Source organism: Flavobacterium sp. FlaQc-49 (genome assembly GCF_044005985.1).
GTDB classification, from domain to species: Bacteria; Bacteroidota; Bacteroidia; order Flavobacteriales; family Flavobacteriaceae; genus Flavobacterium; species Flavobacterium cupriresistens.
In genome coordinates this window covers 21,620-46,170 of record NZ_JBIPCS010000001.1, presented here as the reverse complement: position 1 = coordinate 46,170, position 24,551 = coordinate 21,620, and the positions used below count along the sequence as shown (strand labels likewise).

The following is a 24,551-nucleotide window of genomic DNA, read 5'->3' as shown; positions in this document are numbered from 1 at the left end:
ATCAAACTACTCCTTAATTTCAAGGTTATTTTTCAACCTCAAAATCTCTATCTTTGAAAAACTAACCATTCCAAAAACGCCATTATGAAAGACTTAAAAAAATACAGCAACAAAACCAAAGCGGCTTTCATTCTGCTTATTGTCATGCTTCTTATTATTTTGAGTAATTTCAACACCTTACTAAACTCCAAAAATGTTAACGAAAACATTAATGCGATTTATAAAGATCGTTTAGTAGTAGCGCATTATATTTTTCAATACTCCAAAGAGCTTCATTTTATAAAAACAGAAGCCGAAAAATTAAACCTCAGCGATACCATCAAAAAGAATGAAATCGCAAGTACCTTAAAGATTATCCAAACCATAGATGATCTATATGCCAAAACAGTTCTGACACCAAAAGAGAAAACTTATTTTCAAGCCTTTCTAAATTCATGCGAGACCATCCATAAACAATCTCAAGCTAAAAACTGGATTCAAATTTCAAAAGCAAGCGATGAAGCTTTAAAAACGTTAGAATTACTCTCTCAAATTCAAATTACAGAAGGAAAGGAAAAATTAAAAGCCGCGAATGCCATGCATAGCGGTAATAATAGCCTTGGGCAACTTCAGATTGCCTTACTTGTCATTTTGGGTGGGATTACTTTTTACCTGCTGATTATTAAGAAAAAGAAAACTGTAAAAATTCCTGAATCGCCTAGCTTGAATTAAACTTAGAGGGAGGGGGATTTTTTGTTTTTTTTGTTTCTTTTGTTTCAGGTTTGAAGTTTCAGGTTTCAGGTTTCGATATCCTAAGCCTCATCTTCGATTTAAGACTTTGTAGGATCGTAAAGTTTATTCCTGATTTTTCCTTAAAGTTTTACCTTTTTACGAGCTTACCATTCACTTTTTGTCATTTCGAAGAATGAGAAATCACACAAGAAACTCCATCCTGTTTGTCATTCTTGAGGAACGAAGGATCTACGTTTGCTGAATCGATACCGTTGAGCTTCACTTTGCGGAATTACTTGTGAAGATACTTCCTTTCTCAGTAGGACAAAATTGTAGAAAATAGAAACCACGTACAGTTTGTCATCCTCAGTAACGAAGGATCTACGTTTGCTGAATCAATACCGTTGAGCTTCACTTTACGGAGCTTCTTGTGTGATTTCTCATTCTTCGAAATGACAAAATTGTGGAAAATAGAAACTCCGTACAGTTTGTCATTCTGAGGAACGAAGAATCTACGTTTGCTGAATCGATACCGTTGAGCTTGACTTTACGGAATTATTTCATTCCTCAGTATGGCCAAATTGTGGAAAATAGAAACGGAGCAGCTAGTGCGATTTCTCATTCTTCGAAATGACAAGGTTGCAAGAAAAAATGCATGACTAAAAATAAAATACTATTAGCTAATCCATTCGATCAAAGAGAAAGAGCACACCAAAAAATCATATTGCAAAGCAATTTAAAACACAAAAAAAATCCCAAATCCCACTAAATTTGGAATTTGGAATTTTAAATATTTTGAAATTTAAAAAAGATTCAAAGAATCTTTTTTTATCTGCTCCACTCCGTGATGCTGTCTTTGTTCATTTTTACGTAATCCTGATTCTTGGCGGTTTCAGCAGCTGCTAAAGAGGCTTTTGCTGTTTCAATTGCTCCTTTTTTATCGCCTTGTTTTGCCTGAATTAGTGATTTTAATCTTAAAATGTAATATGGTTTTTCAGCACTCATGTCCAATGATTTGTCTACATAAGTTCTGGCATCGGCAATATTTCCGTTTGACTGAAATGTATATTGTGCTGCATCAAAGTAATCACCTGATGATGGTCCTGCTAATACTTTCTCGATACTTGCCGTAGCTGTTTTTGCAGTTGGAACTTCAAATTTTAAAGCAACATGTGAGTTTTCCCATGCAATTTCCAGAAAACCGAAATTAGGATCTAAACCATTAATACCAATTGTAAAAGTTTCAACCGGTTTTGGCAAAGCGTCCTCTTTCACTGTAGTTCTTAAGGCAACATAAGCATCGTTCCAATTTTCAGGCAATCCCCAGTTGTCAGTAGAAAGATAGAAAATCACTTCCCAGCTTTCTATTTTTGGAATCGTATAAATTGCATATTTCCCTTTTTTTAATGTTTTACCATCAATTACAACATCATCGCCGAAGTTAATGATCGTATTTTCATTAGCACCAGTTCTCCACAATTTTCCAAACGGAACTAAATTTCCAAATACAGCTCTACCTCTCGCTCCGGGTCTTGAATAGGTAACCTCAACATCGGTTAAACCAACCGTTTGTTTGATATAAGCTTTTGGACTTGCCTGTGGTGTTCTAACCTGTGCTTCTGAAGCAAAAGGAGCCATAAAAAGGGCTAATGCAATAAGTAGTTTTTTCATTGTTTTAGGTTTATTTGTTTTATTCAAATTTACAATTCAATCAGCTAACAAATGTTAAATTTTACATAATTCAAGCGCCTAATTGCGATATTTTTTTAGCATTTAATTCCTTGAAGTTGTTGATAATTAAATCCGAAGCTGACAAATCCTGCATTTTAGAATGAGGGCTGTTGTAACCTACACAAAAGATACCTGCTCCTTTGGAAGCCAGCACACCATTAGTACTGTCTTCAATCACGATACAGTTCTCTTTCGGTGCTTTTGAAAGGGAGGCCGCATGCAAAAAAATAGCCGGATTGGGCTTTGATTGCGGGAAGTCTTCCCCACTCACAAGATCCGTAAAATACTGATGCAAGTTAAATCGGCTAAAAACACGCTCAATGGTTACTTTCGATGCAGAAGATGCTAAAATTAACTGGATTCCGCTCGCATATAAATCTTTGATCAAATCTTCCACACCCTCCAACAGATATAAATCTTCTTTGGTATCGAAAGCATCGTTGAAAATTGTTCTTTTTCTTTGAATCAAATCCTCTACTTCGAGTGTTATAGTCGGGAAATGCCCTTTTAACGTCTGAAACGTATTTCGCGTCGAAAATCCGGTAAACGAAGTGTACATTTCTTCTGAAACCTCAATATCGAGCTCAGAAAATTGTTTGTAATAAGCATAACGGTGAACGGGTTCTGTATCGACAATAACGCCGTCCATATCAAAAATTACTGTTTTTATCATTTTTTTTAAGTCTCTGAGGTTCTGAGCTGCTAAGCTTCTGAGTTTTTTTAACTGTGTCTGTTAACTGTGTCTGTTAACTGTGTCCGTAAACTGTGTCTGTAAACTGTGTCTGTAAACTGTGTCTGTAAACTGTGTCTGTAAACTGTGTCTGTAAACTGTGTCTGTAAACTGTGTCTGTAAACTGTGTCTGTAAACTGTGTCTGTAAACTGTGACTGCAAACTGCAACTGTAAACTGCGACTGTAAACTGCGACTAAGCTTTAGTAAGCAAATATCTAATAACCGTCTCTGCAGCATGAAGACCAAATAAACCGGGCATATAACTGTTGGTTCCGTAGAATGATTTTTTGAAGTTTTTTCCGTCTGTTAATTTCAAACTTTTCTCGTCTTGAATTTCTGAAGAAAAAACGACTTTCAATTTATTGATTTTTGCTTCTTTCAAACGCTTACGAATGGTTTTTGAAAAATAGCAATTTATGGTTTTAGAAATATCAGTAACTTTTACTTTCGAAGCTAACATTTTTCCGCCAGCACCCATACTACTAATGATTTTCACTCTCTTTCGTTTTGCAGCAAATATTAAATTTAACTTCGGAGTAATACTGTCAATACAGTCCAGAACGTAATCAAATTCAGGAGTAACAATTTCAAAAGCACGCTCAGGAGATAAAAATTCCTGAACTCGCGTCAGTTTTAATTCGGGATTAATATCCATCAAACGGTCTCCTACGATCTTGATTTTTGGTTCACCAACTGTAGAATGCAAAGCCGGTAATTGTCTGTTTATATTGGTAATATCTACTACATCGCCATCCACAATCGTCATACTCCCTACTCCTGCTCTGGCCAAAAACTCAGCTGCAAATGATCCCACACCTCCTAAGCCAACTACCAAAACATTGGAGTTTTGCAAGTTTTCTAATCCTTCTTTGGTAAATAAAAGCTCGGCTCTTTCTGTCCACTCTGCCATATTATCTGTATTGTTTAAAAAATTAATATCTTTTGTTCTTTTGTTTCTTTTGTTTCAGGGTTCTTTTGTTTCAGGTTTCACGTTTCAGGTTTCAGGTTTTTTGGAAGACTGCTTTATAGTTGTTTGAAATGATTGCTTCCAATTCCTTACTGTTTAAATTCTTGTATGCTGATGCAAGCGTATATACTTCCTGAATTGTTTCCTGAGTAGTGTCTGTTTCCAGGAAAAAACGATCGTTTGGGACTTGTTGGAAAACCGTTTTTAATTCAGGATTTCTGAGTAGGTACTTTCCAAACGAAATATAAAATCCTTCTTTAACAAGTTGGTTCGCGATCTGACTGTTTTTCGAAAAACCATGCACAATCATCGGAACAGTGATTTTCATTCTTTTTTTGATTGCAATCACTTCCTGAAAAGCAGCTACACAATGAATCACTACCGGTTTTCTGTATTTTTCTGCAAGAATCAATTGTTTTTCAAAAACTGTTATCTGCAAGTCCAACGGAACTTCTGTACGTTTGTCTAAACCACACTCCCCGACAGCCAGGCAATTTCTCGTTTGCAATTTTTCTTCAATAATTTTCAAATCGCTCTCTAGTCTGTCTTCCGTAATGTACCACGGATGAATTCCAATGGAATAAAACGGAATGCTATCATCAAATTCTTGTGGATACTGATTGACCAATTCTAGGATATCAGATTGATTGGTAAACTGATGCGTATGAAAATTGAAGAATTCCATTAATGAAAGGTTTTCACACCTGCTTTAATTTCAACCTTCAAATCATTCTCCAACGGAACAATCGGACAAGAATATTTGTGATTATAGGCGCAATACGGATTGTAGGCCTGATTGAAATCGATAGCAATTGTATTGCCTTTCGGAATTTCTAAGTCAATATATCTTCCTCCTATATAACTTTCTTTGCCACAGGTTAAATCTGAAAATGGCAAGAATAAATGATTCTTATACTCGGGATTTTTAGAGAGTTCTATATTTCGATACACATTCAACTGACAGTCAACTCCATTAATTTTAAAGGTAATTGTTCCGTATTTAATGTATTTCGGTGTTCTTGTTCCGGTGGTTTTCATTTCAAAAACCTTTTCATTTACTGCTTTTTCAAAAACAGCATTCACAAAAAAGGCTTGATTTACAGGATAAAAATCTAAGGCTTTAAAAGTTTTAAGATCCTCCGCCATTAACGGACTTGTCTTAGCATCAGCATATTCTGAATTAATTTTCTTCTGAAATTTTTCAGCATCGCTCTGCTTAAATTTCTTTTGGCTAAAACCTAAAGCACAGGTCAACAACAAAACAAATGCAATATATTTTTTCATCTTTAAAATTTTATGCAAAAATAGTTTAAAAGTAACAAAGCAGCAACCGCTCTACGTTACAAAGTTTTCTAACTTTGTTGTAAATAACCAATTTACAATGCTCAAAACTGCTTTTACCCACTACATCAATAATTTTAAAGGATTTTCAAGAGAAATTTGGATACTTACACTAGTTACTTTTATTAACCGTGCTGGTACTATGGTGCTTCCCTTTTTATCAAAGTACTTAAAAGAGGACCTGCATTTTTCATACAATCAGGTAGGTTGGATTATGGTTTCATTTGGTTTAGGATCTATGTTAGGATCTTGGCTCGGAGGAAAATTATCCGACAAAATTGGGTTTTATAAAATCATGATTTTTAGTTTATTCACTAGTGGAGTATCACTCTTCTTTATTCAATATGTAACCACTTTCTGGGCACTCTGCGCTTCCATGTTCGTTCTAATGGTCATTGCAGATATGTTTAGGCCGGCTATGTTTGTTTCTTTAAGCGCTTACGCAAAACCGGAAAACAGAACCCGAGCCTTAACATTGGTTCGTTTAGCCGTAAATCTTGGCTTTGCTGCCGGACCCGCTTTAGGTGGTTTGATCATTATGGGAATCGGTTATTCAGGTTTGTTCTGGGTTGATGGAGCGTCTTGTATTGTTGCCATATTGATTTTTGCTTTATTGGTAAAAGAAAAGAAAAAAGTTCCACATAACGACAAAACTGAAAGTCCTGTGGCTATAAAATCTGTTTTTCATGATAAGATCTTTTGGGTTTTCTTGTTTGTAAGCTTTGTAACAGGCATGATTTTCTTTCAGCTTTTTACGACCTTACCTTTATATCATAACGAAAAATTTAGTTTAACCGAATTCCAAACCGGATTATTAATGACGTTAAACGGACTTATGATTTTTGCTTTTGAAATGCCAATAGTCGGTTTTATGGAGCGAAAAAGTTTCCCTAAAATAAAAATCATCTTACTGGGTTCACTTGTAATGTCTTTAAGTTTCTTCATGTTACTTATTAATGTTTGGGCCGGAATACTGGTCATTAGTATGATTTGCATCTCTATTGGAGAAATCTTAACCTTTCCTTTCTCTAATGCTTTTGCTTTGAGTCGTGCTCCGCATGGTCAAGAAGGCCGCTATATGGCGCTTTATACCATGAGTTTTAGCTTGGCACATATTATGAGTTCCAAAATTGGTTTTGAGATTATTGCCAGACTGGGCTATCAAATAAACTGGTTTTTCATGGCTTCTATCGGAATCATCGCTACTCTTTGTTGTCTGTGGATCAAGAAAGCTTTGATTGACGAAAAGGTTTCTTAACTACACATTCTAATTATAGTAAACGCATTTTCAATTTAACACTACTAAATTGAGGCTTTTGCGTGCTTTAATTTTAACACATAGAGACATAGTTAGCAAAGCTTAAAAAGAAGTTTCACTTATAATAGATCATATAAACTATGTGAAAAAATCATGATTTTCTAAAAGCTTCTCAAATTGTAAATTCAAAATCTATGTTTCTATGTGTTAAAAAACATTTAGCTCAATTACGCTCTACAGGCTAATTTGAGAGGCTTTACAGCGCTTCAAACACAATTCAAACGTAAAAAATAGTTAAATAACTATTTTTATAGTTGCGTAACTATAAAAATAGTTGTAGTTTTGAATTAAAATTAGAAAACATGCAAAAGCTAACGAACAAAGAAGAGGAAATCATGCACATTTTATGGAAGCTAAAAAAAGCGTTCGTAAAAGAAGTTCAAGCCGAGATTACAGAAGACCAACCGCACTACAATACGCTTTCGACTATAGTACGTAATCTGGAAGAAAAAGGATATGTAAATCATAATGCCTTTGGAAACACCCATCAATATTATCCGATTGTAAGCATCGAAGATTATCGCAAAGGTTTTATGAGTACTGCTATCGATAATTATTTTAATAGCTCTTATAAAAGTATGGTGTCCTTTTTTGCTAAAGAAGAGAAAATTTCTGCCGCTGAATTACGTGAAATCTTAGCCATGATCGAAAGTCCAAAAGAAGAAAAATAATCATTTTATGGAAGCACTATTCATTTATATCGCAAAATCAGGTGGATTGTTACTCTTGTTTTATACTGCCTATTATTTTTTACTGCGCAAAGAAACCTTCTTTACCAGTAACAGATGGTTTTTATTGACCGGTTTAATCACTTCTGTAGTATTGCCCTTTATAGTGTACACCAAAAATGTATGGGTTGCCCCTGCTTCAACACAAAATCCGGATTTTCAACCTGTTTTTACGCAAACAATTGAAAATCCTCTTTTTGAAATCAATTGGAATTATGTGCTTCTAGCCTGTTATGGCATTGGCTTCATGGCTTTGCTGATAAAATTCGCAATAGATTTTTACAGTTTAAATGCTATTCTAAAAGGCAAAAAAGTAAAACAACAGGCCGATTTTAAATTTATTGATGTCAAGGAGAATATAGCTCCGTTCTCTTATTTTGAATACATTGTGTATAACTCATCACTTTACACGGCTACAGAATTAGAGAATATTATTGAACATGAAAAAGTGCACAGCGATCAAAATCATACCGTAGATGTTTTGATTGCCAGAATCTTCAGTATTTTGTTTTGGTTCAATCCTCTTGTCTGGCTTTATAAAAAAGCGATTACTCAAAATCTCGAGTTTATTGCAGATAATGAGGTAGCAAAAAAACTTTCCGACAAAAAAGCGTATCAGTACACGCTTTTAAAAATAACAACACACGAAAATTGTGTTGCCATCACCAATCATTTTTATCAATCATTAATCAAAAAACGAATCGTTATGTTAAATCAAAATCAATCAAAAAAGCGGAATTACTGGAAGTATTATACCGTAATTCCGGCACTTGTAGCGTTTGTACTTCTATTTCAGATTGAAGTCGTAGCCCACGAAAAAGAGCAAACTCAAAAAAACAGTGCTGCTGAAAAAGTAAAAGGAATGGATGTTTACGAAATCAAAAAAACAACCACAGATCAAGAGCTTGCAACAATCACCGAAAAGTTAAAAGCGGAGCACAATGTTGATGCCGTTATTTCTGAAACAAAAAGGAATTCAAATAATGAATTGACCTCTATTAAAGTTGATCTTAAAAACGGTAAAGAAGAAACGCAGGCCCTTCATATTTCGGGTTCTGATGCTATCAAAGACTGTGGTATTATCATTAAAACTGAGGAAAACGGGTCTAAGAAAATAATTGTCGTTACAAAAAACGAATTTCAAAAGGACACAACCGAAGGATCAAAGATAAAAATCAAGAAAACTCAAAAAACTAATACCAATACCGATGTTAAAACTAATACTACTACTGGCAAAAGTGATCTTACAAATGGTACAACAAATACTCATGTAATCACAACCTTCAAAACCAATGTAAATACGAACGTGAATGTAAGTACTGATGGGGACAAAAACGAAACTACTTCTATAACCTATTACAATCAATCTAAGCCAAAAGTTATCGTAAAATCAGGCGGAAGTTCTGCTAAACAACTCATAATCGTAGATGGTGTTGTACTGACAGATGGTACTTCTATGGATGATATTGACGCACTTGATATAGAAAAAATGAGTGTTTTTAAAGGCACTCAGGCTATAGAAAAATATGGCGACAAAGGGAAAAATGGTGTGATTGAAATCACAACCAAAAAGTAAGCACTACAGCTAATTTACAACCTTAAAACTATGCAAAAGCTAACCAACAAAGAAGAGGAAATCATGCACATTTTATGGAAGCTCAAAAAAGCATTTGTAAAAGAAGTTCAGGCCGAGATTACAGAAGAGCAACCACATTACAATACACTTTCGACTATAGTACGTAATCTGGAAGAAAAAGAATATGTGAGTCATACTACTTTTGGAAATACCCATCAGTATTATCCAATTGTAAGCATCGAAGAATATCGCACAGGATTTATGAGTACCGCTATTGATCATTATTTTAATAGCTCTTATAAAAGTATGGTATCCTTTTTTGCTAAAGAGGAAAAAATTTCTGCAGCTGAATTACGTGAAGTTTTAGCTATGATTGAAAATTCAAAAGAAGAAAAATAGTCGTTTATGGAAGCACTTTTCATTTTTATCGCAAAATCAAGCGCATTAGTTGCTTTGTTTTACCTTGCTTATTATTTACTATTACGCAAAGAAACTTTCTTTACCAGCAACAGATGGTTTTTACTAGCCGGATTGATTACATCGGTAGTACTTCCTCTTATAGTGTATACCAAAATTGTATGGATTGATCCTGTACCGGTTTCAAATATGAGTTACTCTCCTGCTTCTATCGTCCATGCTATAGAAGAAGAGTCTTTCGAAATCAACTGGAATCTGGTTTACATTGCTATTTATACCATTGGTTTTATTGCGTTCTTAGTAAAATTCGGATTAGATTTTTACAGTCTGAATACTGTTCTTAAAGGTAAAAAAGTGCAACAACAAGCTGATTTTAAATTTATCGATACAAACGAAAATATTGCTCCTTTTTCTTATTTTGATTATATCGTTTACAACTCATCACTGTACACGGCATCAGAGTTAGAGAGTATTATTGAACATGAAAAAGTACACAGTGATCAGCATCATACAGTTGACGTTCTGATTTCAAGACTATTCTGTGTACTGTTTTGGTTCAATCCAATCATCTGGTTTTATAAAAAAGCCATTATTCAAAACCTTGAGTTTATTGCGGATAACGAAGCTGCAAAAAAACTTTCGGACAAAAAAGCGTACCAATACACGCTTTTAAAAATAACTACACATGAAACTTGTGTAGCAATCACCAATCATTTTTATCAATCATTAATCAAAAAACGAATTGTCATGTTAAACAAAAATCAATCAAAAAAGAGAAACTATTGGAAGTATTACGCCATACTTCCGGCACTTGTAGCTTTTGTAGTTTTATTTCAAATCAAAACAGTAGCGCAGGAAAAGAAACAAATTGAGACAGTCACCAAAGAAAAAGAGCAATCAGTTGAGATTTACAAAATCAAAAAAAACACCACAGATCAGGAATTAAAGGAGCTTTCTGAAAAATTAAAAGCAAATCATGATGTAGATGTAGTAGTGTCAGAAGTAAAGAGAAATTCAAAAAACGAATTAACCTGTATCAAAGTAGCTCTTAAAAAAGGAGCCGGAGAAGCACAAACGATGCAGATTAATGGTGATGAAGCCATTAAGGATTGCGGAATTGCCATTACAACAAACGATAATGGAACGAAAAAAATCAAATTAATCGCCGATGGACAACTCGATGGTTTAACCGATGAAGAAGGTCCTGCACAGGTTAGAGAAACTAGAACCGTATATCAAAACGGCACTTATACGACACCTCCTACTCCACCAACACCTCCGGTTTTCCCGGCCGGCGCAATGCCATCACCTCCAACTGCTATGGCTAATATGCCAAAACCTCCCGTTCCGCCTGCAAATCTAAATGATAAAACGGCTATGAAAAATTACGAGAGAGAAATGGACGAATTCGAAAAGAAAATGGATGCCTTTGAACCGCAAATGGCTGCTTACGAAAAGGAGTTGAATGAAGTCATGTCAAAACGTGAAGCTATTTTTGAAAAAGAAATGGAAAAATACGAAGTAGCCATGGAGCAATTCAATGCGGATATGGGGAAATACGATCAGCAATCGAATGTTGATATGAAACAACATGAGATCGACATGAAACAGCATGAAAAAGATATGCGTCAACATGAGAAGGACATGAAACAATATGAAAGAGATATGAGACAACAAGAGCGAGACATGAGACTGCAACAAAGAGCGATGATTCAGCAACAAAAGAATATGGCTAAAAAACAGCACTAATTACTACTCAGAAAGACTTTGTTAAATGACAAAGTCTTTTTTTATATCTTTGAAAAAAAATTAACCTACTATGTATAAAATTTTAGCCAAACTAAATAAAATTCTTTTACCAAGTTTGACCAAACAAGGTTTAGACATTACCAAAGCAAAAAAATGGCAAATGGCACTTATAGGGTACCGCTACTTTGTAACTAAACGTGCTTTAGATTAATTTTTTAAACTATTTCTCGCGGAAACGCGTAACTTTTCACATACTACCTGCCGAATGTGTTGACTGTGATTGAGCTAAATCAATTTAACACATAGAGACATAGATTTTGACACTTATAATTTGAGGTGTGTTAAGAAAATTTCCATTTTTTTACATAGTCTTATACTACTTAAGATGTCTTTTTTAGGCTTTGGAAACTAGGCCTCCTCCCAACGGGTTAATTTTATACTATCCAAAAACCTTTTGTGCTTACTTATTTGTAGTTTTGCGTTTCAGCATAGACTTTCAATGAAAAACAAAGAATTCAACCTCCCACCGGTTCCGGCTGTGTTATTAGCCATTATAAGCGTGCAATGTGGCGCTGCTATTGCTAAAACAATATTCCCGTCTCTTGGTGCTGCAGGAACAGCTTCAATAAGAATCGGTATCTCTGCCCTGATCTTATTTGCTGCTTATCGTCCGAATCTGTTTAAAATTACGAGACAACAATGGAAAATTGTAATTCCATATGGTTTGAATTTGGGTGCGATGAATTTAATATTTTACTTGGCAATAGAAAGAATCCCGATTGGGTTATCTGTTACTTTAGAATTCATAGGTCCTTTATTACTCGCCATAGTCGGATCGAAGCGTTTACTTGATTATTGCTGGGTTGTACTCGCTGCAATCGGAATCCTTTTAATCGCCCCATGGACAAATAGCAGAATAGATACCTTAGGAGTAATTTTTGCCCTTTTAGCAGGAGGACTTTGGGCCAGTTATATTGTTCTGGGTGGCAAAGTCTCCAAAATTATGAACAGCGGTGAGGCTGTTTCGGTCGGAATGCTTTTTGCTTCACTTTTAATTCTTCCTTTTGGTTTTTATGAAAATGGACTCATTAATCTTACTCCAAAACTTTTTGGATTAAGCATTGCTTTAGCCCTTTTATCAAGTGCTATCCCTTTTACACTTGAAATGAAAGCTTTAGGACAGCTACCTCCGCGAACGTTTAGTATACTAATGAGTTTAGAACCCGCTGCGGCCGCTATTTGTGGCTTTATATTTCTTCAGGAGCGTCTAAACTTTTATGAAATAATAGCGGTAGCCTGTGTTGTTATTGCTTCGGCAGGATCAACTTTAATGGCTAAACGATAAGATTCTTAGCCATATAAAATAAAAAGAACCGTAAATAGTCATTTACAGTTCTTTTTATCTTGGCATTTAAGTGCTGTTAATTAGCTTTTTGGCAATAATACAGTATCTACTACATGAATCACTCCATTGGATTGATTTACATCTGCAATTGTTACTTTAGCTTTGTTACCACTCTCATCGCTGATGTATAACGTTTTTCCATCCATCCAGGCTGTTAATGTGCCACCGCTTACGGTTTTTAGGGTTGCTTTACCTTTACCCATTTTTATCGCTTTTGCAATATCCGAAGCGTTCATTTTTCCGGCCACAACATGATAGGTTAAAATTGTTTGAAGCATTTTTTTGTTTTCCGGTTTCAACAATGTTTCTACTGTTCCTGCCGGTAATTTATCAAACGCTGCATTTGTTGGGGCAAAAACGGTGAATGGTCCTTTACTCTGTAAAGTTGCTACTAAACCTGCTGCTTTTACGGCAGCCACTAAAGTAGTATGATCTTTTGAGTTTACTGCATTTTCAATAATATTTTTGTTCGGATACATCGCCGCTCCACCAACCATTACTGTTTTTTGTGCGTTTGAAGTAAATGCAAATCCTAAGACTAAAACTGCTGCTGTTAAAAATTTTCTAGTTTTCATAATTAATGTTTTAAGTTATAAAGGCATTTACGCTGTAATAATCGTTTTGGTTTTAGGAAAAATTCAAAAATGTGAATATTACATTGAATATTCTTCAAAACACGCTAAACAACAACGCTTTAGAAAAAGAATTAAATTTTAAAAATCGAATTCTTTTTTTCTTTTAACTTAAATCGCAGACTCTGTTTTATGAAGTAATTTAAATTATTGGTTTGTTTATGTTTGAAATCAGATAGCATACACTCCATATTCTGAATTAGAAGAGTATATTTTTTAATGGTCAAAGCATTGAAAAAGCAATTTAATTAGATGGGATCCATTTAAATTGGCATAAAAATATTGTCCTTTTATAAAGAATAAAAGTATTATTTTGGATTGCCTCCTGCTTTAGCTCAGTGTCATTAAGTTTAGAGATTTTTTCACGCAGATTCTGCAGATTTTGCGGATTTTTTTATTACATTCTGCTAAAATCTGCAGAATCTGCGTGAGACTTTTTTTAAACGATCCTTAACTTAATGACATTGTGCTTTAGCTGGAGGTTATAGTTTGATGGAAAAGTTAATGGCTTTAGCCAAAATAAGCCGCTAGTTTGGCTAAAGCCTATTATGCCTATCCGACTATTTAGCTTCAGCTAAAGCGCAATGCCATTAAGTTAATGCTATTTTTTCACGCAGATTCTGCGGATTTTTTATCAATCCGCTAAAATCTGCGTGAGACTTTTTTTTACAATGCTTAACTTAATGATTATGGCAAGTGCAATTCCCCTATATCATGTATTGAATGATAGCCCAATTTGCGATAGCTCTCAAACTGTGCTTCATCAAAAAACTGATCTGCTGTAGACTGCTGTGGAAAATCGGGATTCGCCAAAGCATATTCTCGTATATCAATAGGTTCATTTCCTGTCAAACTAGCTTTGATATAAATTAATGTACCTGTACTTTTTATACCCGGATAAGTGATCGTTCCTTTAATAATATGCTCCTTCGACATACCTTGATGTTTTGTAATATCTTTAAAATTATCAAAGGTAATTTCTACACCAAAATCAATTCGACATCTTCTAATGGCGTTTGCTAAACCTTCGCAAGCGACGTCCTGATCCTGCTCACCATCTCCTAATATAATGTAGTGACAGCGTCTTCTGATGAGTTCGTACAAGCCCATATTATCGAAGTGACCTCCATCCGAAAGACAAACATAATCCATATTGATATCGGATTTACCGGTCAAATCATGAATTAGGTACAACAAACCACCTCTTGGATCAGAATCCTTCCACCTTTTAAGTCTTGTATTGCCAATCCACCATCCCAGACGAACATTAAAGATTGTCAATAAAAAAGCCATAGGTGCTGAAGAATGATAGCCCCAATTAGGATTTACCGCTGCTCCGGATATTGCCATTGCAGTCCCAATAGTTGGCCCACCTTTTTCATTAGAAAATTTATTGGTAGGACGATAGCCGTATTCATAAACATGATCAACATCGTATGTAGACGGACGCGTAGGACTAAAATCATAGCCACAATATAAGGGTGTAAACACGAATGATTCTGCTTTTCGATCTTGTCGGTCGAGAGCTGAAACAACAGTTGCATTAAGGGCTGTATTAAGAATAGGATACGGACCAAAATAACCATCATCAACCTTCATAGACGATAACAATATGTCGTCATTGGTATCAAAACCCGTAAATGCATTTGCTGTTTTAATACGATCTTCCCTGCTACGCGTAGCGCCCATGAAAGCTCTTATAAGGCGGTTGCGATAAAAATGGTGAAGGGAAAACTCATTAACCCCCACACGCCAGCTAAGAAAAAGTGTTATCAAAAACAATCCTCCCGTTGTCAGGCGATTTATAACATCAGTATTACCTTCCCTTATGAAATTTATAATCCCGGAACCTATTAGTAATACCCCAATCATGAAAATAAAGGGTACCACCTTAACAACGATGTTCACAATGTTACTAGACTTATTAGGGTCTTCATCCCCTTTGGATGCAAATGCTATTTTTACTCCCCAAGCAACTATACCGGCCCAACCACCCCAAGCGACAGGCAAAACAATTGGTGTATCAGTCCATAAATCTGGCATAATGAATACAGCAAAACAAATAATGACCCAGAAAAGCACAAACCGGTTGATATAACCTCCCGTTCTTCCCCACCACTCGCGACGGTAATCGGGAAACATTTTACCCAATATTGCCATTCTGGTTATTATCGCAAGCGAAAAAATTTCAAGAACAATAGGAAGTCCAAATAACAACATTACTTTATCCGAACATATAGTTCCATTGAAATTTCTGATTGAGATCAATATCAATTCATAGTTTTTCCAAAACAAATATAACAATAGACTTAAAATCGCCGCAGCTGAAGCTGAAGATACCGTTAGTATTATTGGAAACCAATTGATAACTCCAACTTTATGTATTTCATTTTTTACCTCTATTTTTTCTTCGTCAGACAATTTTTCCTTCACTACATTGGCCTTTCCTAACTGAATAAGATCATACCTTTTGTGATAATTACCCAGCAATGCGACTAAAATCAATGCGATAAATGCCGGCAATGAGACATTAAGACCAAACCATACATACAGGTTTTCACTCTTACGACAAATTTCATCTATACTTATATTAAACATAAATGTACTGACTAAAAAAGCGCAAATAATAGTCCATACGATAAGCAAATAAGGCAGAACACTTGTGATATTGGTAAGAAAGGGGATGTCAATATTAAAAATATTCCAAATCTTGGTAACCCGGGCAACTTTTCTCTTCTGTTTTACTTTATAAAACGATCGCATGGCAAAAGCAGCTGTAAGCGCTCCAAAAATCAGCATTGCCGTATTCAACCAAAAAAACGGAATTTCATCCTTCTTCTCCAATCCTTTAAATAGGAGTCCGAGAATTTCCCATCCTTTGTAAAGATCCAAAATGAAAGAGAAAACGGTTAATAACACCAGTAATAACAAGGTCTGATTGACTAGAGTATTTCTTAACCAAGTCATTCCGGACGTCCAGGCATCGGGAGACATCATACCTACGTTTGGAGAAAGATAATTACTGAACATTCTAAGCCATCGAATCGGACGGACTTCATCGGCAAACGGATCGGATGATTTCTCGGGACATAACTGATCCGTAACTTTACTGAAAGAACCGGATCGTTTTATCCACGATGTATACCAGGTACCGATATAACCACCTCCAGATACTGTCGATATGTAATCAATTTTTTCTAAAACGTCCAGACTTGCCAGTCTTTGCAGTATACCAAGATTAAATGTGGCTGAACGAATACCTCCTCCGGAAAAAGCGATACCGGTAAGCTTCATATCTGTAGCCCGTACCATCGGATCGTATATTTTATCTCCGTCAGAAGTTACTTTTAGCAGATTCTCATTTGTACTTTCATCAACAGTTACGGATGCCTGCCATTCCTCGCCTCTCTTCTTACGGGCTTTATTAATTTCATCCAGTTCGTCATTAAATAAGGTTTCAAACGGCAAGGGAAACTCAGTTCTGATTTTCCTTTCCGAACTATTATTTAGCAATTGTCTAAGAAGTACTCTATCATCAGTGAGATACTTTATAGCATCATCCTCGTTTTCATCCCACCATGTTTTATGATTTTTAAGATCGGTATCATTTAGAATATTTGAATAATCATACTCCTTCTCTTTTGCTGCATAAAATTGATAGAGACGAATATCATATGCTGATTTGTGCTGTCCGGTAATGGCCTGAACCACCTGTACCGGCATGTATCGAAGTACCGTTGCCAATTTTTTTCGCTCCTCTAAATTTTCTTTATAAAGTGCTGCCCGTATTCGCTGCCTCCAAAAAAAAGGCACCCTAAACAATAAAAGTTCACTGGATTCGGTCTTATCCATATACTTTTTATCAATATTGGTGGCAAGCCATTCTAAAAGATCATAAACGATGTCTAAATATACTTTTGTCAAATTCTTTTCTCCATCTTTATCAATACTGTGCCAGACCAGGTCAGTTATTTCGTCTATTTGACCGGGAGTCAATTGATTTATACCATAATGGTTTTTGTCTTTATTTTCATCCTTACTTACAAGAGTGCTCCAAGAATCTTTTTTAAGAAATGCTTTAGGAAAAGTATTCTGAGGATTGCTTTTTAATATATCCTGAAAAAGGGTAAGATAGGATATCGCTTCAGCGGTGAGGTCGGTTACAATGTCCATAACGAATAAAATTAGGTAATTACTATACTATAGATTCCAGGAGAAAATTCAAACTATTTAATCCTCAATAAAAAAGGAGAATTAATTATTCATTCCAATTATTAGTATTTCAAAAACCGGATTTTCCAATTTTGAAAACCACATCTAAATTACGTCAAAAGCCCATTTAAAAAACGAGTATAATTACCTGTTTAGAAACCGTTTACTATCATTAAATTAAATACTTTACAACTATCATGTTAAACCACGTATAATCTTATATTTTTTTTCTACTTTAACAACAAATTCATCAAATATGCAGCAACTCCCTAAAAAAGTCAGAAGTAAAAAATTAGGCCCAAAAATAGACTTAACTGCTATGGTAAGTGTCTCTTTTCTGTTGATAATATTCTTTATGGTTGCTACTGAATTGGCAAAGCCAAAAACACTGGATTTAAGTATGCCTAATTGTGGTGATACTTGCGGTCTGGGTTCTTGTGGTGAAAATCGTTCGGTAACAATATTACTGGACGATAATAATAAATTGATAGTATATATAGGACTTCTGGCATATCCAATTATGGCTCCAAAAGAATTAAATTATGGAAAAGAGGGAATTCGCAAAGAACTTTTAATTAGAAATAAAAGTATGCTTGAATATTCTTCCCGTCGCGGGAAACCCGGAAGTGGAATTACAGTAATTATAAAACCTACCAAAAAATCTAATTACGGCAATCTGGTCGATATTCTGGATGAAATGAAGATAACAGGAATTAACTCCTATGCAATTGCAAATGATTTTACTCCTGAAGAAACTAAATTATTAGCCTCTAACTAGTTTTGTCAACTTACGAAATCGCAAGTACATCTGATTTTAAATAAAAATGAGGAAACCGAAATCTCCTCATTTTAAAAAAGAACTTACTAAATAATCTGTTAATTCTCAGAACAGATCAAAACCTAGAGCAAATATCTTTCTTAAATAGACTAATTTTTATCCAAAAACGCTTTTAAAATAACAGTATAAGGTTTTTTCCAGCTATTATTTGAATAGTGAGTCTTCTGAAACCTAATTCTAAAAATTAGAACATAAAAAAAAGTCCCACATTGCTGTGGGACTTTCTATATTTAAAAAAATCAAGAATTATTTTTTCTCAGTTTTTTCCATTTTAGCTTTTAATGCAGCTAATACATCATTGTTATCTCCTAAAGTTGCAGCTGGTGCATTTGTAGAAGTAGATGAAGTATTTTCAGTTGCAGTTTTCACATTTTTCTCTTCTTCTTCACGGAAGATAGCAGTGTGAGAAGCAACTACTCTTTTGAATTCTTTGTTGAATTCGATTACTTTGAAATCAGCAGTATCACCTTTTTTCAATTTCTTTCCGTCTTCTTTTTCAAGGTGACGAGTAGGAATGAAAGCAACGATATCATCTCCGAATTCTACAGTAGCTCCTTTGTCAACGATTTCAGAAATCTCACCATTGTGGATAGTTCCTACAGCGAAAGAATCTTCGTATTGATCCCAAGGATTAGCAGTAGTTTGTTTGTGACCTAAAGATAATTTACGTCCTTCAACATCTAATTCTAATACTACTACATCAAGTTTTTCACCAACATTTACAAATTCAGATGGGTGTTTGATTTTCTTAGTCCAAGATAAGTCAGAGATGTAAATTAATCCATCAATTCCTTCTTCTAATTCTACGAAAATACCAAAGTTTGTAAAGTTTCTAACGATACCTGTATGTTTAGAACCTACTGGATATTTAGAAGTGATATCAGTCCATGGATCTTGAGTCAATTGTTTGATACCTAATGACATTTTACGGTCATCTCTATCTAAAGTTAAGATAACAGCTTCAACAACATCTCCAACTTTTACGAAATCCTGAGCAGAACGTAAATGAGTAGACCATGACATTTCAGAAACGTGGATTAAACCTTCAACACCTTCAGCAACTTCGATGAAAGCACCGTAATCAGCGATTACAACTACTTTACCTTTTACTTTATCACCAATAGTTAAATTAGCATCTAAAGCATCCCATGGGTGAGCGTTTAATTGTTTCAATCCTAATTGAATTCTTGTTTTCTCATCATCGAAATCAAGGATTACAACGTTTAATTTTTGGTCTAATTCAAGAACTTCACTTGGGTGGTTGATTCTACTCCAAGAAAGGTCAGTAATGTGAATTAATCCATCAACACCACCTAAGTCAATAAACACACCATAAGAAGTAATGTTTTTAACAACACCTTCTAATACTTGTCCTTTTTGTAATTGACCGATGATTTCTTTTTTCTGTACTTCGATATCAGCTTCGATAAGCGCTTTATGAGATACAACAACGTTTTTGAATTCGTGGTTAATTTTTACCACTTTGAATTCCATCATTTTGTTTACATATACATCGTAGTCTCTAATTGGCTTAACGTCAATTTGAGATCCAGGTAAGAAAGCTTCAATACCGAAAACGTCAACGATCATACCACCTTTAGTTCTGCATTTTACAAAACCATTAACGATTTCTCCTGTTTCATTTGCAGCAATAACTCTATCCCAAGATTTGATAGTACGTGCTTTTCTGTGAGATAATACTAATTGACCAGTTTTGTCCTCACGGATGTCGATTAATACTTCTACTTTGTCACCTACTTTTAAGTTTGGGTTGTAACGGAATTCGTTTAAAGAAATAACACCTTCCGATTTTGCGTTGATATCAACGATAACGTCTCTATCTGTAATTCTAACAACTACACCTTCTACTACTTCTTCTTGATCTGTAGCGATGAAAGTTTTTGAAACTAGTTCTTCGAATTCTAATAAGTTTTTCTCATCTACTGCATCAATTCCTTCTTGGAAGTTATGCCAGTTAAAATTTGCTAAAAACTCTTCTTGTGATTTTAATTGTTCAGACATGCTGATAAAAAATTTGTATTCTGTTTTTCTTGAGTTTCATAAAGCGATAGAAAAAACAGAAGTTGTTTTACATAAATTGTTGATACCTAGTGGAAACTCTACTCTGCCAAAAGGACTGCAAAATTACTACATTTATTTGTACTGACAAAATAAAATACAAATGATTATCAGGCTAGTCTTTCTGCGGTAGTACAGTTGATGTTTTTTAAGTTCTAAAACCTTAAAAAATAATTAAACCCGACAGGTTTTAAAAACCTGTCGGGTTTGAATAAATTAAAATCAAAAATGACTTAACATTCTATTTCATTTAATCGCTAAAATTAATCTTATTTAATGCCTTAAATTCTCAACCTCCTTTGGATCGTGTTTATACTTAAAAAGAAAAGCAAACAAAATTAGAATTACAAATGCATAACCAGCAAATGAAAACCAAACATTAGACCATTGCACTGTATTTCCATCAGTAAAATAACCTACCGTTCTTCCAGCAAATTCACCTCCTAAAATTGCTCCAATACCATTAGTCATTAGCATAAATAATCCTTGAGCACTTGATCTAATTTTGCTATCCGTTTCTCTTTCAACAAATAATGAACCTGAGATATTAAAAAAGTCAAAAGCCATTCCGTAAACGATCATTGATAAAACAAGGAAAATCACACCTGATCCAGGATTTCCGATACCAAATAAAGCAAAACGCAATACCCATGCAATCATACTAAAAACCATTACCTGTTTAATACCAAATCTCTTCAAAAAGAAAGGAATAGTCAGAATAAAAAGTGTCTCTGAAATTTGAGATAATGAAATAATAAATACGGAGTGCTCCACTCCAAAGGTTCCTTGATACTCAGGATTAGAACCAAAACTTCTTATAAAAGTATCACCAAACATATTAGTAACTTGTAATGCAGCACCTAAAAGCATCGCAAAAACAAAAAATATAGCCATTTTCTTTTGCTTAAAAAGCACAAAACTATCTAATCCAAATCTACTAGAAAATGATTGGTTTGTGTTTTTATTTTCAGCAGGAACATCAGGCATAGAGAATGAATATATACCGGTAATAATCATGGCAACGGCCGCAAAAACAAACTGATTCGTACTTGATTTCCAATCAGTCAAATCAGTTACCCACATTGCTATAATAAATCCAACTGTTCCCCATACACGAATTGGAGTAAATGCTTTTTGAACATCAAAACTAAATTTATTTAAGACCGCATAACTAACGGAGTTGTTTAAGGCTATTGTTGGCATATAAAAACAACTTGTTACAAAAATAATCCAATACATTTCTGTTGAATTAGTCGCTTTAGTTGCAAAGAAAATTGCAATTCCCGCAATAACGTGAGCAATTCCCAAAACTTTTTGCGCACTAAAATATTTATCAGCAATGATCCCAAGTAAAGCAGGCATGAATAAACTTGCCCATCCCATAGAAGCATAAGTTCTTCCTATAGACAAGCCAATACTACCTCCTTCTAAAGGACCAAAAACCTGGCCCATATATCCACCTAATGAAATCAACCATATTCCCCAAACAAAAAATTGGAGGAAATTCATAATTGTCAGCCTTAATTTTATAGTCATATAATAAAATTGTCTTTGTAAAATAATAAATGAAGCGGTAAAACTACCATTAAAAATGATATCTGCAAAAAATTAAACCGTTTTAACAACATCATTTACTAATTCAAGAACAGCTGAAAATTGTTCTTCTCTATTTAAATAAGAATTATCGATTTCAATTGCATCATCTGCAATTACTAATGGAGAATCTGCACGATGTGTATCAATATAATCTCTTTCGACCACATTTTTCAAAACCTCTTCATACGAAACAGCATCGCCTTTTTCCTGCAATTCATCAAAACGCCTCTGCGCACGCGTTTCCGCACTTGCAGTCATAAAAATTTTAAGCTCAGCATTAGGAAAAACTACAGTACCTATATCTCTGCCATCCATAACGATAGCTTTGTTTTTACCCATTTCTTTTTGTTGCTCTACCAATTTAGCACGCACTTCTGAAATTTCAGCCACTTTGCTTACATAGCTGGACACCTCAATGGTTCTAATCTGTTTTTCAACATTTTCATCATTCAGATACATTTCTGCAAATCCTAAATCTGCATTGAATTTAAACTCTAATTGAATTTTTGGAAGGAAATCCACAAGGCCTGTTTTATCGAAGAATTCAGGTCCTATTAATTGATTTTGCATTGCAAATAAAGCTACCGCTCTGTACATTGCTCCCGTATCGACGTATACGTATTCTAATTCTTTTGCCAATTGTTTTGCTAAAGTACTCTTTCCTGTTGACGAAAATCCGTCAATTGCAATGGTTATTTTTTTCAAAATAATCTTTTTGATTTTATAAATTAATAATAAGTGTGGACGATTTTTTAGTAGTAAATATCTAAAATAATTCTTGATCTGGAAGTATCAATTATTTTTTCTATTCTTTTGAAGAAGGCTTCACTAACCATTGGGCAACCCTGGCTACGTGAAATATAATAATCCTGCTCGTTTTCCGGAACAGCTGAATATTGATGTAAAACTATAGCTCTTTTCAAAGCGTTATTATTGGTTTCATCCAGACCAGCAAGTCTGTAGGCCTTACCAAAAATTCCTTTATAACATTTTTCGATGGAGTATCTTCCTAATGCAGTTGCTTTAGATTCCGGTGTATTGCTAAATTTTAACTCCCCACCAATTCCTGTTTCTGATCCGGATCCGTGGGCAACAAGTCCTTGATCTATAATTTTATCATTTTCAATGTCGTACACAAAAAAGCGATTTCTACCGGATTTGATTTTCATATCAACCAGAAAAGCAATTTTTTGATTGTAATTAGAGCTAATCGCAATCTTTTCCTTTACCTCATTGATATGGGTATTTATCCTTTCAATATCTATAGCAGTCAATACATCCTCCTCTTCCAAAGCAATATTCGAGGTATTAAAAAAACCTGCAGTTACCAAGAGAATTAAATAAAATAGCTTCATAAAATCACCTATTGAAAGTTAAACATTAGTCCAAAAAGACTAGTATTAGCCGCTAAAGTATATTTTGAATATGAGTAATTAAACTTTAATCGATTCATTTTTAAACCAAACCCTAAAGAAACTCCCGAAAAATTACGTTGTTCTTCAATTCTTAACTCCTCACCTCTTCTAAAATTATACCCCAATCTGATATTAAATGCTTTTTTAGGAAAAAGCTCGACACCAACAATAACATGTCGTAAGGCGTTGTTTACAAAAGAAACTTTCTCTTTACTCGCCGTACCGTCTAAGTTTGTTTCGCCACGAACCGGATTCGAGAACGAAACATTCCATTGTTGCAAATTCTCTAAAGTAAGATGCCAGCGAAGCGGCACGTGCTCTAGTTCTTGCGACACTCCTGCAATAATTTCAAGGGGCAATTTTTCCTGTATTCCGGAATAAGTTGTGAACTGAGTTCCAATATTTCGAATTACAAGAGCCAAATTTAAATCATTTTTTTCAATTATATACAAAAAACCTAAATCAATTGCACCTCCAATAGAATTATAAGTTTCTAACGTTGAAGTTATTAGCTTCACATTTGCTCCGACATGAACATCTGTAAAAGGAATATTATATGCATACCCTAACGAAAGCGCTCCTTCATTACCTGTAAAATCTGAAGTCGCCTGACCGTTTTCGTCATACCCTTCAAATGTACCGTAATTTACATAACTTACTCCGGCATAAAAAGTCTGCAAGTGCCTGTCATACGTATAAGCGTAGGAAGCCGTCCCGTAAGAGGCCTGCCCGTAATAACTTCCGTAATTCATAGCCAGATGATTGTCCATATCTTCGTTTAAAGTCGCCGGATTAAACATAACCTGATTCACATCGTCGTCGTAAATTGTAATCGTTTTTCCACCTAACGCTGCCTGCCTTGGTGAAGTCGTTAAATTAAGAAACTGATACGTGTAACGTCCCCCTATTTGCCCGAAAGAAATCGAACAAATCAATAACATAAAAAATACAACAAGTCGTTTTAACATGCTTTTTGAGGCGTTCCTATAGGGAGATAACGCAACTGCGAAGATAAAATTATAAACTTATAAAAATAAATAAATCCCAAAAATATAAATTCCAAATTCCAAACTAAAAAAGCATCAGTTTATTGGAATTTGGAAT

At 34.7% G+C, this 24,551-nt stretch carries 21 protein-coding genes; 9 read left to right on the top strand and 12 right to left on the bottom strand.

Translation table 11 applies throughout. The features are described 5' to 3' along the window. Positions 1-84 precede the first annotated feature (84 nt). Positions 85-711: an MCP four helix bundle domain-containing protein gene (locus ACHRV3_RS00195; RefSeq protein WP_395434073.1), complete on the top strand. Its 627-nt coding sequence runs from the start codon at positions 85-87 to the stop codon at positions 709-711. An 828-nt stretch (positions 712-1,539) separates the two neighbouring features. Here the strand turns inward: ACHRV3_RS00195 and ACHRV3_RS00190 are convergent. The 5 genes from ACHRV3_RS00190 to ACHRV3_RS00170 form a co-directional block, all read right to left on the bottom strand. Further along, positions 1,540-2,382 carry a DUF2911 domain-containing protein gene (locus ACHRV3_RS00190; RefSeq protein ID WP_047779137.1) on the bottom strand — a complete coding sequence of 281 codons (843 nt, stop codon included), beginning with the start codon at positions 2,380-2,382 and terminating at the stop codon, positions 1,540-1,542. A gap of 70 nt (positions 2,383-2,452) precedes the next feature. Continuing rightward, positions 2,453-3,115, bottom strand: a complete 663-nt coding sequence (locus ACHRV3_RS00185; RefSeq protein WP_395434071.1) for an HAD family hydrolase — start codon at positions 3,113-3,115, stop codon at positions 2,453-2,455. 252 nt (positions 3,116-3,367) lie between these two features. After that, a complete protein-coding gene (locus tag ACHRV3_RS00180; protein ID WP_395436159.1) occupies positions 3,368-4,084 on the bottom strand; it encodes a ThiF family adenylyltransferase in 717 nt (238 codons plus the stop codon). Positions 4,085-4,175: 91 nt separating this feature from the next. Then, positions 4,176-4,826: a TatD family hydrolase gene (locus tag ACHRV3_RS00175; protein ID WP_395436158.1), complete on the bottom strand. Its 651-nt coding sequence runs from the start codon at positions 4,824-4,826 to the stop codon at positions 4,176-4,178. Then, entirely contained in the window at positions 4,826-5,425 is a 600-nt protein-coding gene (locus ACHRV3_RS00170; RefSeq protein WP_395436156.1) for a DUF1684 domain-containing protein, read from the bottom strand. The genes ACHRV3_RS00175 and ACHRV3_RS00170 overlap by 1 nt, the downstream gene beginning before the upstream one ends. Before the next feature lie 97 nt (positions 5,426-5,522). Between ACHRV3_RS00170 and ACHRV3_RS00165 the strand changes: the two genes are divergently transcribed. The 7 genes from ACHRV3_RS00165 (at position 5,523) to ACHRV3_RS00135 (ending at position 12,615) form a co-directional block, all read left to right on the top strand. Then, a complete protein-coding gene (locus tag ACHRV3_RS00165) occupies positions 5,523-6,740 on the top strand; it encodes an MFS transporter (protein WP_230001861.1) in 1,218 nt (405 codons plus the stop codon). Between the two features lie 362 nt (positions 6,741-7,102). Next, the gene (locus tag ACHRV3_RS00160) at positions 7,103-7,471 is read left to right on the top strand and encodes a BlaI/MecI/CopY family transcriptional regulator (RefSeq protein ID WP_047779144.1); all 369 of its coding nucleotides are present in this window, start codon (positions 7,103-7,105) and stop codon (positions 7,469-7,471) included. A 7-nt stretch (positions 7,472-7,478) separates the two neighbouring features. Further along, positions 7,479-9,104: a M56 family metallopeptidase gene (locus tag ACHRV3_RS00155; protein ID WP_395436155.1), complete on the top strand. Its 1,626-nt coding sequence runs from the start codon at positions 7,479-7,481 to the stop codon at positions 9,102-9,104. Between the two features lie 30 nt (positions 9,105-9,134). Further along, positions 9,135-9,503: a BlaI/MecI/CopY family transcriptional regulator gene (locus ACHRV3_RS00150; RefSeq protein WP_047779146.1), complete on the top strand. Its 369-nt coding sequence runs from the start codon at positions 9,135-9,137 to the stop codon at positions 9,501-9,503. Between the two features lie 6 nt (positions 9,504-9,509). Further along, complete coding sequence (locus ACHRV3_RS00145; RefSeq protein WP_395436154.1) at positions 9,510-11,270, top strand: M56 family metallopeptidase; 1,761 nt, start codon at positions 9,510-9,512, stop codon at positions 11,268-11,270. 70 nt (positions 11,271-11,340) lie between these two features. After that, the gene (locus ACHRV3_RS00140) at positions 11,341-11,481 is read left to right on the top strand and encodes a hypothetical protein (RefSeq protein ID WP_047779148.1); all 141 of its coding nucleotides are present in this window, start codon (positions 11,341-11,343) and stop codon (positions 11,479-11,481) included. Between the two features lie 288 nt (positions 11,482-11,769). After that, entirely contained in the window at positions 11,770-12,615 is an 846-nt protein-coding gene (locus ACHRV3_RS00135) for an EamA family transporter (protein WP_395436153.1), read from the top strand. 80 nt (positions 12,616-12,695) lie between these two features. Here ACHRV3_RS00135 and ACHRV3_RS00130 read toward each other — a convergent pair whose 3' ends face one another. Continuing rightward, positions 12,696-13,250, bottom strand: a complete 555-nt coding sequence (locus ACHRV3_RS00130) for a fasciclin domain-containing protein (protein WP_395436152.1) — start codon at positions 13,248-13,250, stop codon at positions 12,696-12,698. Between the two features lie 744 nt (positions 13,251-13,994). Beyond that, positions 13,995-17,480, bottom strand: a complete 3,486-nt coding sequence (locus tag ACHRV3_RS00125; protein WP_395436151.1) for a patatin-like phospholipase family protein — start codon at positions 17,478-17,480, stop codon at positions 13,995-13,997. Between the two features lie 295 nt (positions 17,481-17,775). Here ACHRV3_RS00125 and ACHRV3_RS00120 point away from each other — a divergent pair, with 295 nt between their 5' ends. Further along, positions 17,776-18,297 carry an ExbD/TolR family protein gene (locus ACHRV3_RS00120; protein WP_395436150.1) on the top strand — a complete coding sequence of 174 codons (522 nt, stop codon included), beginning with the start codon at positions 17,776-17,778 and terminating at the stop codon, positions 18,295-18,297. 306 nt (positions 18,298-18,603) lie between these two features. Here the strand turns inward: ACHRV3_RS00120 and rpsA are convergent, their stop codons facing one another. The 5 genes from rpsA to porQ form a co-directional block, all read right to left on the bottom strand. Continuing rightward, positions 18,604-20,379: a 30S ribosomal protein S1 gene (rpsA, locus tag ACHRV3_RS00115; RefSeq protein ID WP_047779153.1), complete on the bottom strand. Its 1,776-nt coding sequence runs from the start codon at positions 20,377-20,379 to the stop codon at positions 18,604-18,606. Between the two features lie 330 nt (positions 20,380-20,709). After that, on the bottom strand, positions 20,710-21,972 hold the full coding sequence (locus ACHRV3_RS00110; protein ID WP_395436149.1) for a nucleoside permease: 1,263 nt from the start codon (positions 21,970-21,972) through the stop codon (positions 20,710-20,712). Positions 21,973-22,044: 72 nt separating this feature from the next. Next, positions 22,045-22,737, bottom strand: coding sequence for a (d)CMP kinase (gene cmk / locus ACHRV3_RS00105; protein ID WP_395436148.1), 693 nt, complete (start codon positions 22,735-22,737; stop codon positions 22,045-22,047). 47 nt (positions 22,738-22,784) lie between these two features. Beyond that, on the bottom strand, positions 22,785-23,387 hold the full coding sequence (locus ACHRV3_RS00100; protein ID WP_395436147.1) for a murein L,D-transpeptidase catalytic domain-containing protein: 603 nt from the start codon (positions 23,385-23,387) through the stop codon (positions 22,785-22,787). 8 nt (positions 23,388-23,395) lie between these two features. Beyond that, positions 23,396-24,415, bottom strand: coding sequence for a type IX secretion system protein PorQ (gene porQ / locus ACHRV3_RS00095; protein ID WP_047779157.1), 1,020 nt, complete (start codon positions 24,413-24,415; stop codon positions 23,396-23,398). Between the last annotated feature and the right edge of the window lie 136 nt (positions 24,416-24,551).